The organism is Pseudoxanthomonas sp. PXM02 (genome assembly GCF_014851805.1).
In the GTDB taxonomy this organism is placed as follows: domain Bacteria; phylum Pseudomonadota; class Gammaproteobacteria; order Xanthomonadales; family Xanthomonadaceae; genus Pseudoxanthomonas_A.
Map to the genome: position 1 here is coordinate 137,737 of NZ_JACVAK010000002.1, position 13,453 is coordinate 151,189.

General features: G+C 66.7%; 12 protein-coding genes. 10 read left to right on the top strand and 2 right to left on the bottom strand.

The genetic code is table 11. The annotated features are described in order from the left end of the window. Positions 1–314: 314 nt before the first annotated feature. From IB225_RS09375 to IB225_RS09390, 4 genes are all read left to right on the top strand, one after another. On the top strand, positions 315–2,549 hold the full coding sequence (locus tag IB225_RS09375; protein WP_225583670.1) for a winged helix-turn-helix domain-containing protein: 2,235 nt from the start codon (positions 315–317) through the stop codon (positions 2,547–2,549). A 148-nt stretch (positions 2,550–2,697) separates the two neighbouring features. Continuing rightward, positions 2,698–3,606 carry a helix-turn-helix domain-containing protein gene (locus IB225_RS09380; protein WP_192311007.1) on the top strand — a complete coding sequence of 303 codons (909 nt, stop codon included), beginning with the start codon at positions 2,698–2,700 and terminating at the stop codon, positions 3,604–3,606. A 58-nt stretch (positions 3,607–3,664) separates the two neighbouring features. Continuing rightward, a complete protein-coding gene (locus IB225_RS09385) occupies positions 3,665–6,535 on the top strand; it encodes a TonB-dependent receptor (protein WP_192311008.1) in 2,871 nt (956 codons plus the stop codon). Between the two features lie 144 nt (positions 6,536–6,679). Next, the gene (locus IB225_RS09390) at positions 6,680–8,521 is read left to right on the top strand and encodes a sulfotransferase (protein WP_192311009.1); all 1,842 of its coding nucleotides are present in this window, start codon (positions 6,680–6,682) and stop codon (positions 8,519–8,521) included. 66 nt (positions 8,522–8,587) lie between these two features. Here IB225_RS09390 and ppa read toward each other — a convergent pair whose 3' ends face one another. Continuing rightward, positions 8,588–9,142 (bottom strand): inorganic diphosphatase, encoded by a 555-nt coding sequence (gene ppa / locus IB225_RS09395; protein WP_192311010.1) that lies wholly within the window; start codon positions 9,140–9,142, stop codon positions 8,588–8,590. 155 nt (positions 9,143–9,297) lie between these two features. On the opposite strand from ppa, the gene IB225_RS09400 reads away from it, so the two are divergent. The 3 genes from IB225_RS09400 to IB225_RS09410 all read left to right on the top strand — a co-directional run bounded on the left by IB225_RS09400 (position 9,298) and on the right by IB225_RS09410 (position 11,220). Continuing rightward, positions 9,298–10,083: a lytic transglycosylase domain-containing protein gene (locus IB225_RS09400; RefSeq protein ID WP_192311011.1), complete on the top strand. Its 786-nt coding sequence runs from the start codon at positions 9,298–9,300 to the stop codon at positions 10,081–10,083. A gap of 128 nt (positions 10,084–10,211) precedes the next feature. Further along, complete coding sequence (locus IB225_RS09405; protein WP_192311012.1) at positions 10,212–10,715, top strand: hypothetical protein; 504 nt, start codon at positions 10,212–10,214, stop codon at positions 10,713–10,715. 58 nt (positions 10,716–10,773) lie between these two features. Then, entirely contained in the window at positions 10,774–11,220 is a 447-nt protein-coding gene (locus IB225_RS09410) for a DUF4920 domain-containing protein (RefSeq protein ID WP_192311013.1), read from the top strand. A gap of 10 nt (positions 11,221–11,230) precedes the next feature. Here the strand turns inward: IB225_RS09410 and IB225_RS09415 are convergent, their stop codons facing one another. Further along, on the bottom strand, positions 11,231–11,866 hold the full coding sequence (locus tag IB225_RS09415; RefSeq protein WP_192311014.1) for an NAD-dependent dehydratase: 636 nt from the start codon (positions 11,864–11,866) through the stop codon (positions 11,231–11,233). 168 nt (positions 11,867–12,034) lie between these two features. Between IB225_RS09415 and IB225_RS09420 the strand changes: the two genes are divergently transcribed. From IB225_RS09420 to IB225_RS09430, 3 genes are all read left to right on the top strand, one after another. Beyond that, positions 12,035–12,430: a hypothetical protein gene (locus tag IB225_RS09420; protein WP_192311015.1), complete on the top strand. Its 396-nt coding sequence runs from the start codon at positions 12,035–12,037 to the stop codon at positions 12,428–12,430. A gap of 205 nt (positions 12,431–12,635) precedes the next feature. Beyond that, a complete protein-coding gene (locus IB225_RS09425) occupies positions 12,636–13,007 on the top strand; it encodes an EF-hand domain-containing protein (RefSeq protein WP_192311016.1) in 372 nt (123 codons plus the stop codon). Between the two features lie 116 nt (positions 13,008–13,123). Further along, the gene (locus IB225_RS09430; RefSeq protein ID WP_192311017.1) at positions 13,124–13,435 is read left to right on the top strand and encodes a hypothetical protein; all 312 of its coding nucleotides are present in this window, start codon (positions 13,124–13,126) and stop codon (positions 13,433–13,435) included. The last annotated feature ends 18 nt before the right edge of the window (positions 13,436–13,453 follow it).

Consider the following 13,453-nt stretch of genomic DNA (forward strand, 5'->3'; position numbering starts at 1 on the left):
TCGCGCCTTGCGGCGCGAATGCTGGAGCTTATGTAGTAGGACGTCGGCGAGAGAGAGAGTTTGCCTGTGCTGCTCCCATTCAGGGGGAGCATGGCGTCCACTGTAAAATGCGGCCTGACGGTGCGCTTTCCCCGTGCTGCCTTTGAACTTTGCCGAATCTGCCGGATCCCTTGGCCTGACAAGCGGCGGGCATTAAGGCACATGACGAGAACCGGAAGACAGCGCAGCATTCGCCTCCGATGAGACCCCCCGACTCCTCTGCCCTCCCTACAGGCGACCGCCTGAAGGTGGGGGAATGCCTCGTTGACGTCCCGTTGCGTGAAATCCACGCGCCGGGCGCGCGCAGGCCCGCGCGCATTACGCCCAAGTCGATGGGCGTGCTGCGGGTGCTCGCGGACAATCCGGGGCGGGTGGTGACGCGCGAGGCGCTGCTCGCGGCCGTCTGGCCGGACACGATGCCGACCAACGATGTGGTCACCCAGGCCATCACGCAGTTGCGCAAAGCCTTTGGCGAAAGCACCGAAGGGCCGCGCTACATCGAGACCATCGCCAAGAGCGGCTATCGCCTGCTGGTGGACGTTGAATGGCTGTCGCACGAGGAAGGCGAGCCGAGGCCGGTCGGCGCAGGCTCGCCTGAAGTTGAAATCGACGAAGCGCCGGTAAAGGAAAACGCTGCAGACAACGTCGCCGCAAGCACTGCAGCACCGGCAGCGCGACAGGCGTTGCTGTTCCGTCGCTGGGCCTGGGGTATCGGCCTTGGCGTGCTGGCGATCGGGTGTGTCGCGGCCGCGCTGTGGTGGTCAGGCCTGAAGCGGCCACAGGTAGGCGCGCAGGACGAGATGACCGCGTTGCTGCCTGCGCCCCGGCCGTACCGGCTCATCACGTCCGCCCCCGGCTTCGAGCTGGCCCCCACACTGTCGCCCGACGGCTCCCAGGTCGCATACCTGTCGAGCATGACGGAAGAACTGGCGGGTACCGCGATCCTGGTGCAGACCACCGAACCAGCGCAGCCGCGTACGCTGACCTTCCCTCCGGAAGGTGCGTGGGACACCAATCCGGAGTGGTCGCCCAATGGGCGGGAAATCGCATTCCTGCGGCGCTCGCCCGGAGAGGATTGCCGCATCATGGCGGTGCAGGCCAGTGGCGGCGAACCTCGAGTGCTGGGAGGTTGCGATCCCCACAATCGGCCCTCGTTCGACTGGACGCCTGACGGTAACGGTCTGGTGTTCAGTAGCCCCTTGAGCGGAGATGGTGAGCCAGGCCTGCGTCTGCTGGATCTGGCAACGGGGCGCTGGCGCTCGATCGAGTACGGTGCAAGTGCGGAAGACGTGGACACAGCGCCCCGCTTCTCTCCGGACGGGAAGTGGATCGCCTTCGTCCGCAATACGCCGCTCGGCGATCTGTGGCGGATCCCATCGAAAGGGGGCAAGGCGGAGCGACTGACCCATCAGCGTGCGGAATTGCGTGGTTGGGACTGGACGCCGGATGGCGAAGCGATCGTCTTCGGGCGTCGTGTGGACAGCCATACGCGACTGTATCGGCTTGACCTGTCCGATCGTGCTGTCATCGACCTGGGCATCGAAGACGCGCAGGCGCCCGCGATCGCCGCACAGGCCAACCAGTTGGCGTTCGTGCAACGCAAGCCGCAGTTCGGGCTCTACCGCATTGGCGATGGCGGCGAAGGCGAGCGCGCGCGGCCATCGCAACGGTTGTTCCCGTCCACCGGACGCGACTCTCTGCCATCGGTGGCGCCGGACGGACGCCAGATCGCGTTCACCTCCGACCGGTCCGGTGAGTTCTCGCTCTGGTGGGCCGACATGGAGCGGCCCGCGTCGCTGCGGCTGATTGAGGGCATCCGCCCGGAGTCGCGCCATCTGCCGGCGTGGTCGCCAGACAGCGGTCGACTGCTGATCGTCGGCACGGATGCGCGAGGCCATTACGGCTTGCACGAACTGGAGCCCACCAGTGGGCAGCTGCGCCCGCTGCCGGTGCCGGTGCCGCGCGAAGACTTGCTGTTCGCGACCTACCTGCCCAACCCCGACCATGTCCTGGTCGTTGCGGGCAAAGGCGATGGCCAGCAACTGGTGCTGTTCGACCGCCGGGCGATCCCATGGCGCCGCCTGGCCAGCATCGACGGGGTGTCCTTCGCGCTCCCGGACCCGACCCAGGGGCGCGTGCTGTTCACCCGCCTGGCGCGCGACGGGCTGTGGCAGTCCGATCTGGGATTGGCGGCGGCCAGCATCCGCCAGGTGGATAGTCGCCGGCCGGCCAGCCAGCGCTACCGGACCTGGACGGTGACCGAGGACGGCCAGATCGAATACCTGGAACAGTTGCCCGGCTGCTACGTCAGTCTGCGCCATATCGGGATCGGCCGCGCCCACGCACCCCCGCGATGCCTGGAGCCTACCCACCTTTCGACGATCAACGGGTTCAGCGCACACGCGCGCGATCGTGTGACGTACGTCTCGATGGCGGTCGTTGACGGCTCGGATATCGGCTTCCTGTCGCTGGATCCCGTTCCGACCGAGAGTGGTGGTGGCTTCTGGTAACCGACTGATACGGAAGAGGAAGTTTCTCTCGTAACTTTATCGGACCCACGTTCGGCAAGATTTCGTCGACATTTACGACAAACTTCCTGCCCGTCCCGGTGCCGACACGGCACATCGCTTCCACACGTCATGCAAAGTGGAACGACCGATGGAGCAAACATGGTGGGGGGACCGGGGGCAGCTGGTCCGGCTGGACGCGGCTGAAGGCTCGTCCTCTAGCGGCTGTGTCGCGGTTTCGCGGCTGGGCGGCGCCCAGGCCGGCAGTGACCTGTTCACGATCTGGGTGCAGTTGCGGGGCGCCTCCTGGGTCGAGGCGAAGGAAGGGCGCTTCCGCCTGCGTCGCGGCCAATGGATCGCGCTGGAGCGGGACTCGAAGCCGCTGGTGCAGAGCGACCGCTACGGTCTGTGTATCGGTGTCGTCCTGAACAGCGACGGCATGAAGGCGATGGCACGGTTCGCCGATGGCCCGTTGTATGCGGGACGCGGGCGCTTGGGCCGTCGCGATGCGCTGACCCTGCTGCGACTGTGGCGCGCGGCGTCCGAGCGTGGCGCCGAGGGCACTGACACCTACGCGCTGCGCCCTCTGCTGCTGCACTTCGCTGCGGTCCAGCAGGAGCTCGACGGCTACATTCAGCGTTGTCCGGGCCGTTCGCGCACACGCAAGCGCCAAGTGTTCGGACGCCTGCAGCGCGCCCGGCTCTATCTGGAAGGCAATTGCGACCGCGTGGTCCGCATCAGCGAACTGGCGGAACTGACCAGCTTTTCCAGCTGGTACTTCTCGCGCACGTTCTACAGCCTTTATGACGAGAGTCCGCAGGCAGCGGCGGCGCGCCTGCGGCTCGAACACGCGGCCGACCTGCTGCGCAGCACCTCGATGATGGTGGGTGAAGTCGCGGCGGCGTCGGGCTTCGACAATTGCTGCAGTTTCGCGCGGGCATTCCGCGCGCGCTTCGGTACGTCGGCCAGCCGTTACCGCTCCGCGACCGTGACGTCGAGGACAGACTCGGCAAAGTCATCGGGCGTCGGCCGCAAAGCGGTGTTGAAGACTGGAACGTAAGTTTGCAAGGCGTTTTAACACGCCCATAACGCAACACGTTCCTCTGAGGAGAGATTGAATGAACCACCGCAATTCGCGTCGCGCGATGCGGGTCGGCATGCTGCCGGCCGGTATCGCCATCGCATTGATCCCGGCGTTCGCCAGCGCACAGGAGGCCACGAACGAGGCTTCCAGCACGACGACCCTGGATCGCCTCGAAGTAACCGGCTCGCGCATCCGCGGCGCCGACATGGAAACGCAGCAGCCGATCATCACGATCGGACGTGAAGACATCGAGAAGCAGGGTTTCACCTCGGTGGCCGACGTGCTGCAGAACCTGACGTCCGCCGGCTCGCCGGCGATCGCGCGTTCGGAAGCGCTGGCCTCGGGCGAGAACGTGGGCGGTTACTACGTCGATATCCGCAACCTCGGCGCCACCCGCACCCTGGTGCTGGTCAACGGCCGCCGCCTGGGCGCCACTACCGGTGGTTACCAGGATCTGAGCCAGATCCCGATGTCGGCGATCGATCGCATCGAAGTGCTGAAGGACGGCGCCTCGGCCATCTACGGCTCCGACGCGATCGCCGGCGTGGTCAACGTGATCACCCGCAAGCGCTTCGAAGGCGCTGAAGCTTCGGCTTACATCGGCCAGACCGGTGAAGGCGATGGCGACACCAAGCAGTACTCCTTCACCGTGGGCTCGGCCAGCGATCGTGGCGGCGTCACGCTGTCGGTCGAGTACTCGAAGGAAGATCCGATCTCCGCCGCCGACCGCTGGTTCTCCAAGGACGGCAACGCCGGTCCCGCCTACCCGGGCTCGGGTTGGAGCCCGATCAGCCAGAACGGCTCGTTCTGCGATCCCTGCTCGCCGGAGGTGGACCCGGAGGACGTGGTGTGGTGGACGCTCGCCGAAGGTGGTGATCCGACCAACCGTGCCGACTACCGCGTGCACACCGCGGCAGACAACGCCAACGCCAACCAGCAGATGTTCCTTTCGACGGGCATCGAGCGCCGTTCGGTGTTCGCCAACGCGAACTACGACCTGACCGACAACATCTCGTTCAACGCAGATGTGCTGTACAACCACCGCTCCACGCGGCAGCAGATCGCCGGCTACCCGTATCAGTCCGGTGCGTTCGGCACGCCGATCGATGCTGACAGTGCGTTCAACCCGATGCCGGGCCAGGCGACCGAGTTCCGCCGCCGCCTGTGGGAAGTGCCGCGTACCACCGAAAGCGAAATGGAGACCTATCGTTTCGCCGGCGGTTTCTCGGGCTTCTTCGACATGGCAGGCAAGACCTGGGACTGGGATGTCGGCGCACTGATCAACCGCAACCAGTCGACCAAGCGCTCGCATGGCGACATGAGCCTGATCGCATCGCGTCAGGCGCTGGGTCCGTCGTTCATTAATGCCGACGGCATCGCCCAGTGCGGTACCGCGGCCGATCCGACCCCGCTCAGCGATTGCCGTCCGTGGAACCCGTTGCTGCCTTACGGCGTCGCCGGCCAGGGTTCGCTGGCCGACCCGGACGTGCAGAAGTTCCTGTTCCCGTGGTTCACCGACACCGGCTTGACCCGCACCACCAGCTACACCGCCAACCTGGCAGGCTCGCTGTTCGAGCTGCCGGCCGGCGACCTGGGCATCGCCGTCGGCGTCGAACACCGCAAGGAGCAGGGCCGCTTCGTGCCCGACGCGTTCGCGCAGTCGGGCCAGAGCACGGGCCTCGGTGCGCAGACCACCGAAGGCGACTACTCGGTCGACGAGGTCTACCTCGAGCTGAACATCCCGCTGCTGGCCGACGTGGCGTTCGCGAAGGAGCTGACCATCAACATGGCCAGCCGCTACTCCGACTACAGCAACTTCGGCGACACGATCAACAGCAAGTTCGGCTTCACCTGGCGTCCGATCGACGAGCTGCTGGTCCGCGGCACCTACGCCGAGGGCTTCCGCGCCCCGACGATCGACAATCTGTACGGCGGCATCGGCACCAGTTTCGAGAACTACACCGATCCCTGCGGTACCGGTGCGGTGAACAGCGTCAACGGCAATGCCGCCTGTACGGCTGCCGGCGTGCCGCTGGGCTACGTGCAGCTGGGCCAGGGCCTGGTGCCCTGCACGACCTATCCGTGCGCCACGCCGGACCAGTTCATCACGGGCTCCAACCCGGATCTGATCCCGGAAACGTCCAAGAGCAAGACCATGGGTCTGGTCTGGTCGCCGCGCTGGGTGCAGGGCCTGGACATCTCGCTGGACTGGTACCGCTACGAGCTGAAGAACATGATCATCTCGGACAGCGTCGACCGCATCCTGCGTGACTGCTATGTGCTCGGCAACAGCGCCCGTTGCGAAGGCATCGTGCGTGCGGACGACGGCCACATCACCAACCTGTTCTATGGCCTGGCCAACCTGGGTGCGATGGAGACCGAAGGCTACGACCTGGGCGTGAAGTACGCCCTGCCGGAGCAGTCGTTCGGCAAGCTCGCGTTCGACTGGACCACGTCCTACACCAGCGTGTACGACGAAGAATCCGAGAACCGCGCTGGCGAGAAGATCATCGTCGGCAACGTAGGCAACTCGGGCATCTTCCGCGTGCGTTCTAACCTGGGCGTGGACTGGTCGCTGGGAGCCTTCGCGGTGAACTGGACGGCCCGCTATTACTCGGGCATGAAGGAAAACTGTGTCACGGCCCGTCCGTGCACCGAGCCGGATCACTACGCGAACGGCGAGGCGGACGCGATCCGCAAGGTGGGCTCCAACACGTTCCACGACCTGCAGGTCAGCTACCAGGCGCCGTGGAATGCCACGATCGCCGTGGGCGCCAACAACGTGTTCGACCACCAGGGTCCGCTGATGTTCTCGAACTCGTCGTACCGTCACAGCGACTTCGCCTACTACGGTGGTTTCGACTACGACCGCTTCATGTACGTGAAGTACACCCAGCGCTTCTGATCGCCCGATCAGCAGTCTGATGCTTGACCACTACGGCCCCGAACGGGGCCGTAGTGCTTTCCGGAGAGGCGGGGCGGGCGCTCGGCGCCATGCATGGCCGTTGCTATGATCGGTCGGCCGCCTCCGGACCGCCGCCCGTCTCAGATGAAACTCCCCGCGCCGTTCATCCAGTTGCCGTTGAGCTTCGATGCCGAGGCGCTGGCGCGCGAGATCTCGGTGATCGACGTCTCGGCCTGGCGCTCACACCCGAATGGCATTCCCGGCAACAGTGCGTTGCCGTTGATCACGACCGATGGCGATCCCGACAGCGACCAGGTGACCGGGGCGATGCGGCCGACGCCGTGGCTGGAGCGGCTTCCCTACCTGATGCAGGTGCTGGAAACGCTCGACGCCACCTGGGGGCGTTCGCGGCTGATGCGGTTGTCCGGCCAGTCCGAAGTCGTCGGGCATGTGGACATCAACTATTACTGGCGCGAGCACATGCGCGTGCACGTGCCCATCGTCACCACGCCCTCGGTGCGCTTCCTGTGCGGTGAGCACGAAGTCAACATGGCCGCGGGCGAATGCTGGATCTTCGACACCTGGCGCCATCACCGCGTACTCAACCCGGGCGATCAGACGCGCATCCACCTGGTGGCCGACACGGTCGGCGGCGTCGGCTTCTGGAACCTGCTGGAGCAGGGCAGGACGCCGGAGCGGCGGGAGCCGGGCTGGGCGCCACGCAGAATGAGTCCGGTCGCCGGGCATCAGGCGATGCTGGACTACGAGTCGTTCAACGCGTCAGAGGTGATGACGCCATGGGAACTGCGGGAATGCATCAACTTCCTGACGGGTGAAGCCGAGCGCAGTCCGCAGCTGCCCGCCGTGCATGCCGCGCTGATGCGCTTCGCACGCCATTGGCACGGCGTGTGGGCCTGCCATGGCGACCAGCCCTCGGGCCTGCCGCATTTCCGGGCGTTGTTGAAAGACGTCCAGGCTGCCCTCGCGCAGGCGGGCGTGGCGCAAGTCCAGTTGCAGAATGGCCTCGGCCTGTTGCCTGCGCTGAAGGCACACATCTTCAGCATGGCACTTGCGGCGGACGCCGATGCGTCGGCGCTGCGCGATCCACATGGTGCAAGGCCGGCGGGAGGGCAGGGTGGGCAAGTCACGACGGAGAAGTCGCACTTTGAGCGCCCCGTCTTCATCGTCAGTCCGCCGCGTTCCGGCTCCACGCTGTTGTTCGAGACGTTGTCGGGCGCGCCCGGCGTGCACACGATCGGCGACGAAAGTCATCAGCTGATCGAAGGCGTGGAGGGCCTGGCGCCATCGCATAGCCAATACCACTCGAACCAGCTGGGTCGTGCCGACGCCACGCCGGAGGTGGTGCAGGCATTGCGCGGCCGCTTCCTCGATGCGCTGCGCGACCGCGAGGGCGAGAAGCCGGCGCCGGATGCCGTCGTCCGCCTGCTGGAGAAGACACCGAAGAACGCTCTGCGCATCCCGTTCCTGAAAGCGGTCTTCCCGGATGCGAAGTTCATCTACCTGCACCGTGACCCGCGGCAGGTCTGGGGCAGCATGATCGATGGCTGGCAGTCCGGCCGCTTCCGCATGTACAACCTGCCCGGATGGGAGGGGCCGATGTGGTCCTTCCTGCTGACGCCGGGCTGGCAGTCACTGATCGGCCAGGACCTTGGCGAGATCGTCGCCCGGCAGTGGGAGACCGCGACGCGCCTGATGCTGGACGACCTGGAGGCGTTGCCGCCAGAGGATTGGACGGGCGTGGACTACGGGCGCTTCCTGCAGGATCCGCAGGGCGAGGCATTGCGCCTGAGCACGTTCGCCGGCTGGTCCTGGGATCGCGAACTCGGTCCGCAGCTGCCTTTGTCGCGCTACACGCTGTCGAAACCCGACCCCGACAAATGGCGCCGGCATGCGGCGGCGATCGAGCCGCGTCTGCTGCAGTGGAACGACACGATCGAGCGCGCGGCGCGCGCTGCCGGCGTCTGATGACTGAAAAAAAGAAGGCCGCCCAGGGCGGCCTTCTCGTCCACGCGCGCGTTGCCGCGCCGGGGCTCAGAACTTGTGCTTCTCGTCGTCCGGCTGCGCGGCCTGGCGGGCGATGGCGTCGACCAGCACGGCCTTGGCTTCGGCGGCATTGCCCCAGCCGTCCAGCTTGACCCACTTGCCCTTCTCCAGGTCTTTGTAGTGCTCGAAGAAGTGGCCGATGCGCTCCAGCCAGTGCGGGCTGACCTGGTCGATGTCGTTGATGTGGCTGTAGCCGGCGAACACCTTGTCCACCGGCACGGCCAGCAGCTTCTCGTCGCTGCCGGCTTCGTCGCTCATACGCAGCACGCCGACAGGGCGGCAACGGATCACCGAGCCGGGGATCAGCGGCAGCGGCAGCACGACCAGCACGTCGGCCGGGTCGCCGTCGCCGCACAGGGTGTGCGGGACGTAGCCGTAGTTGCAGGGATAGCGCATCGGGGTGGACAGGATGCGGTCGACGAAGATCGCGCCGCTGGCCTTGTCCACTTCGTATTTCACCGGCTCGGCATCCTTCGGGATCTCGATGATGACGTTGATTTCGTCCGGCGGGTTCTTGCCGGCGGTGACCAGATCCAGGCCCATTGCATGCTCCGAAGGGGGTGCGGTGAAAGAGGGCCCGCATTTTACGCGCTTGGCTGCTGCGGCGCAGCAGGGGGCGGTGGAGCCTGGCCGGCCGTCGGCCCGGGGCGCGTGGTTCAGGGTGGCCTTCAGCTTCCCGGGCCTAGAATCCGCCGCCCATGCACCCCTCCCGCTACGCCGCCGTCCTGCTGCTGACGGTGCTGGTCTTCGCCAGCGCCGAGGCCGGCGCACGCACGGTCTACCGCTGCGTCCAGGGCGGGACGGTCAGCCTGGCCACCGCCCCCGAGCCGGGGTCGAAGTGCGTGGCCAAGGAGATCGACGACAACGCCGTCAGCACCCCCAACCTGTGGGGTTCGATGGGCGTGTTCAGCGGCACCCTGTACGAGCGCGAGCAGGACGGGCAGAAGGTCTATTCCACCCGCAACCTGCCCGGGTCCACTCCCTATCTGAAGTTCACCGTGCAGACCCCGCCGGGCGAACCCGCGCACCCCGGCCTGGGACGGGTAGGCAAGCCGCGCCTGGATCGCTATCCGTCCGAGTTCAAGGCAGCCGCGCGCCAGACCGGTGTCGACGATGCCTGGCTGCGCGCGGTGGCGCACGCGGAAAGCGACTTCGATGCCAAGGCGGTGTCGCCGAAGGGCGCGATGGGCGTGATGCAGCTGATGCCGGACGTGGCAAAGGAATACGGCGTCGCCGACCCGTTCTCCTCCACCGAATCGATCAACGCCGGCGCGCGCCACCTGCGGCAATTGATGAAGCGCTACAAGGGCGACCTGACGCTGGTGGCCGCCGCGTACAACGCCGGCATCGGCACGGTGACCCGCTACGGCGGCGTGCCGCCGTACGCCGAGACACAGGAATACGTCTCCAAGGTCACCGCGCTGTACGAACTCTACCTGCGCGCGCTGGGACGCAAGCAGGCGCCGGAGACGCCGGCGCTCTGATCGCTGTCGTTGAGGTCGACCGGTTGTCGGCACGTGAGTGCACACAGCGCTTTTTCACCCGCTGCTCCCGCCAGCCGGCCTAGGGTGATCGTCACGGCCGACCCCTCTGTGCCGGCCAGGAGATCGCCATGAAGACGCGACGCGTATTCAGCGCCCCGGACATCGACACGGCCGAAGCGGCGCTCCATGTGGCCTTGCATCTCGGCATCCGGCCGGACCATGCGTCCCTGGTCGGTCGATCCGACATCGAGATGATGCAGATGCCCGATGCCGAGAAGGAGGCTTCGCCGACCGACTTCATGCCTGCCGCCGTGCGCGGGTTGGTGGGTGGTGGCGCGCTGGGGCTGATCATCGGCCTGATCGCGATGGCCGTGCCGGCGGTCGGCATTCCGTGGGCCGCGGTGCCGCTGTGCATGGTGGTCGGTGCCACCGTCGGCGGCTGGGCCGCGGCGCTGGCGGGCTCGTCCGTGCCGAGCGAGGTGCGCCGGGACTATCGCACCGAGATCGACGCCGGCAAGGTGCTGGTGGTGATCGACGACGAGGACGAACGCCTGCTGGATCGGGCCAGCAACGCCATCACGGCTGCCGGCACGCAGCGCCTGCAACTGGTGCATCACGGCCTGCTGCACTGAGTGAAGCGGCGGCGGTCTGGGTAAGATGCCGCTACTTCATCCAGGACAAGGCGGAACCATGCGACGCACGTTGATGGCCATCGGCATGATGGCGTTGGTGGGTCCGGCGATGGCGGCCGAGGCGGCGTGGGACAAGTACGGCGCCGACGTGCCGGCCGGCGAGGTCGTGCCGCTAGCGCAGGCATTGGCGAACCCGGCCGCGCACGAGGGACAGGCGAAGGTGTTCAGCGGTCGCGTCGTCGATGTCTGCCAGAAGAAGGGGTGCTGGGTGATGCTCGAGGACGACGGGCAGGGCGCGCGCGTGCTGCTTGGCGACCACGACTTCTACGTGCCGAAGGATGTGCGGGGCCAGGCGCAGGTGCATGGCGTGCTGTCGCGCGTGGCGTTGTCGCCCGATGCACGGCAGCACACCGCGAAGGAAACCTCCGGCGCGCCGGTGCCGGCGGTGGAATACCGCATCGTCGCTGACGGCGTGCAGGTGCTGGCCGACGATCCGGGTGCCTGAGGACCGATGCTCAGCGCAGCAACTGCTCGGACGGGATGACATGGCGGCCGGGTGGCGCGTCCAGCGCCGCCTGCAGCAGGGCGGCGGCGACACGCTGCGCCGGCACGATGCGGTAACTCGCGGGCAGCACCGCATCCAGGGCGCCGAACACACGCAGGGCCAACCCTTCGCCCGCGCGCTGCTGCCGACGTTCACCGCCCAGCAGCCCGGGGCGCAACAGCGTCAGTGACGCAAAGCCGATGCCCGCAAGTTCCTCTTCTACCTCGCCCTTGACGCGCGAATAGAAGATGCGCGAACCCGCCGCCGCACCCTTCGCCGACACCAGCGCGAACGTCGTCGCGCCGTGCGTGTGCGCGCGGCGTGCGATCGCCAACGGATAGTCGTGGTCCACGCGACGGAACGCGTCCTGCGAACCGGCGTCGCGGATCGTCGTGCCCAGCGCGCAGGCCACTGCATCCACCCGCCACCAGTCGGCGTCGTCAGGCAGTGCGTCGAAATCGACGATCGGATTCAGCAGCTTCGGGTGCGCTGGCAGTGGCCGGCGGGTGGGTGCGACCACCTGCTGGACGCGAGGCGAGGCGAGGGCCTGCTGTAGCGTGATGTCGCCGACGAGGCCGGTCGCGCCGGCCAGCAACAGACGTGTCATGGGGAAGGCCGAGTGAGCGGAGGGGTGGCGCCATCTTGCCAGTCACGCGCGGGAGTGCGCATGGCATCGGTTACCCTTTCCCGGCGGGCGCGGCCCGATGACAGGGGATCCCGCCATGCACCGTTACGCCCGCCTCGCCGTCCATGCCTTTCCGATGGGGGCCGGTCGATGAACCTGCCCCTCCATTACGGTGTGCTGGGTGCACTGGAAGCAGGGCTGATCGCGATGCTCGTCGGCATGCTGTGCTTCCTGTTCTGGCATTGGCTGAGCGCGAAGATGCACTGGTCGATGGGCCACGCGATCGGGTGGGCCTGCGTGTCGGCCGTGATCATCGGCGCCGGCATCGACACCTGGAACATGTTCTACCTGGGGATCGCCCGGCTCGAATCGCCGCTATATGCACGCATCGCGCTGCAGGGCATCCATGATCCGGACGGCTTGGGGTCCCGCGTCGTGCTGGAGATCGCAGGCGCGTTGAGTGGCGTCGTGCTGGGTTGGCAATGGTTCAGCAAAAAATCGCTGGGCGACGATGGCGCAGACCACACCGAAAAAACGGATGCGTAACGCCAAACCCGGCGCGACATCACGCAATCGACGCGCCGCTGACGCCGTGCTCACGAGCGGCTAACACCGGTTTAGTCGATGCCGTGCACGGTGTGGTTAAGCATGCGTGCACGTTCATGTCGCGCCGCAAATTTCATTCAGATGCCCGGCGGCAAGGTGGGGCCGTGCGCAATCGGACGCACTCCCTACAGAACGGAGCACTGACATGACGAATAACAACCGCAAGCCGCTGATCGCCCTGGTCGCCCTGAGCGCCGCGCTGGCCATGCCGCTGGCATTCGCGCAGGAGAAGACCGAGGACGCTGCGCAGGCGCAGCAGACCGAGCAGAGCGCCGAACAGGCCACGGGCTCGGCGACCACGCCGACGCAGAGCACTGACGCGGCCGGTACCCAGGCCAAGCAGGGCTGGGCGGATGTGGATACCAATGGCGACGGCAACATCAGCAAGGAAGAGGCCGCTGCCAATCCGGGCCTGAGCCAGGTGTTCGACCAGGCTGACGCCAATGCGGATGGCTCGCTGACCGCCGATGAGTACAAGGCGTTCGTGAGCAAGAACTACGGCGAGCAGCAGAAGTAACCAGCGCCGTCAGGGTGGGTGACGCCGCGCGTTGAAATGCCGGCGCTGCCCGACGAGGGGCGGCCACTCGAGCCGCCCCTCTTTTTTCCGGCGCACCACCGCTTCTGGAGAGCCGTATGACTACGAACACCCCGAAAGTGCGCCTCGTCCCCGGCATGTTGGCGCTCGCCTTCGCACTGATGGCCTCTGTGCCGTCGGTGTTCGCGCAGGAGGCTGGCCAGCGCGTGGACGAATCCGCCACGACGGCGGCACCCACGACCACGCCGCGCCCGTTCGAGGAACTCGATCAGAACGCGGACGGTGCCATCAGCAAGGACGAGGCGGCGGTCGATCCGCCCCTGGCGCAGGTGTGCGGTACGCTCGACAAGGACGCGGACGGGCGCCTGAGTCCCGAAGAATATGCGGTGCACACGCAGGGTACGCCCTGACGCCACCGCCCTTTTCAT

Excerpts from the sequence above, each read along its gene's own strand:
- IB225_RS09400 (WP_192311011.1), top strand. The coding sequence starts at position 9,298 with ATGCACCCCTCCCGCTACGCCGCCGTCCTGCTGCTGACGGTGCTGGTC.
- IB225_RS09380 (WP_192311007.1), top strand. The coding sequence starts at position 2,698 with ATGGAGCAAACATGGTGGGGGGACCGGGGGCAGCTGGTCCGGCTGGAC.
- IB225_RS09430 (WP_192311017.1), top strand. The coding sequence starts at position 13,124 with ATGACTACGAACACCCCGAAAGTGCGCCTCGTCCCCGGCATGTTGGCG.
- IB225_RS09420 (WP_192311015.1), top strand. The coding sequence starts at position 12,035 with ATGAACCTGCCCCTCCATTACGGTGTGCTGGGTGCACTGGAAGCAGGG.
- IB225_RS09410 (WP_192311013.1), top strand. The coding sequence starts at position 10,774 with ATGCGACGCACGTTGATGGCCATCGGCATGATGGCGTTGGTGGGTCCG.
- IB225_RS09385 (WP_192311008.1), top strand. The coding sequence starts at position 3,665 with ATGAACCACCGCAATTCGCGTCGCGCGATGCGGGTCGGCATGCTGCCG.
- IB225_RS09405 (WP_192311012.1), top strand. The coding sequence starts at position 10,212 with ATGAAGACGCGACGCGTATTCAGCGCCCCGGACATCGACACGGCCGAA.
- ppa (WP_192311010.1), bottom strand. The coding sequence starts at position 9,142 with ATGGGCCTGGATCTGGTCACCGCCGGCAAGAACCCGCCGGACGAAATC.
- IB225_RS09425 (WP_192311016.1), top strand. The coding sequence starts at position 12,636 with ATGACGAATAACAACCGCAAGCCGCTGATCGCCCTGGTCGCCCTGAGC.
- IB225_RS09390 (WP_192311009.1), top strand. The coding sequence starts at position 6,680 with ATGAAACTCCCCGCGCCGTTCATCCAGTTGCCGTTGAGCTTCGATGCC.
- IB225_RS09415 (WP_192311014.1), bottom strand. The coding sequence starts at position 11,866 with ATGACACGTCTGTTGCTGGCCGGCGCGACCGGCCTCGTCGGCGACATC.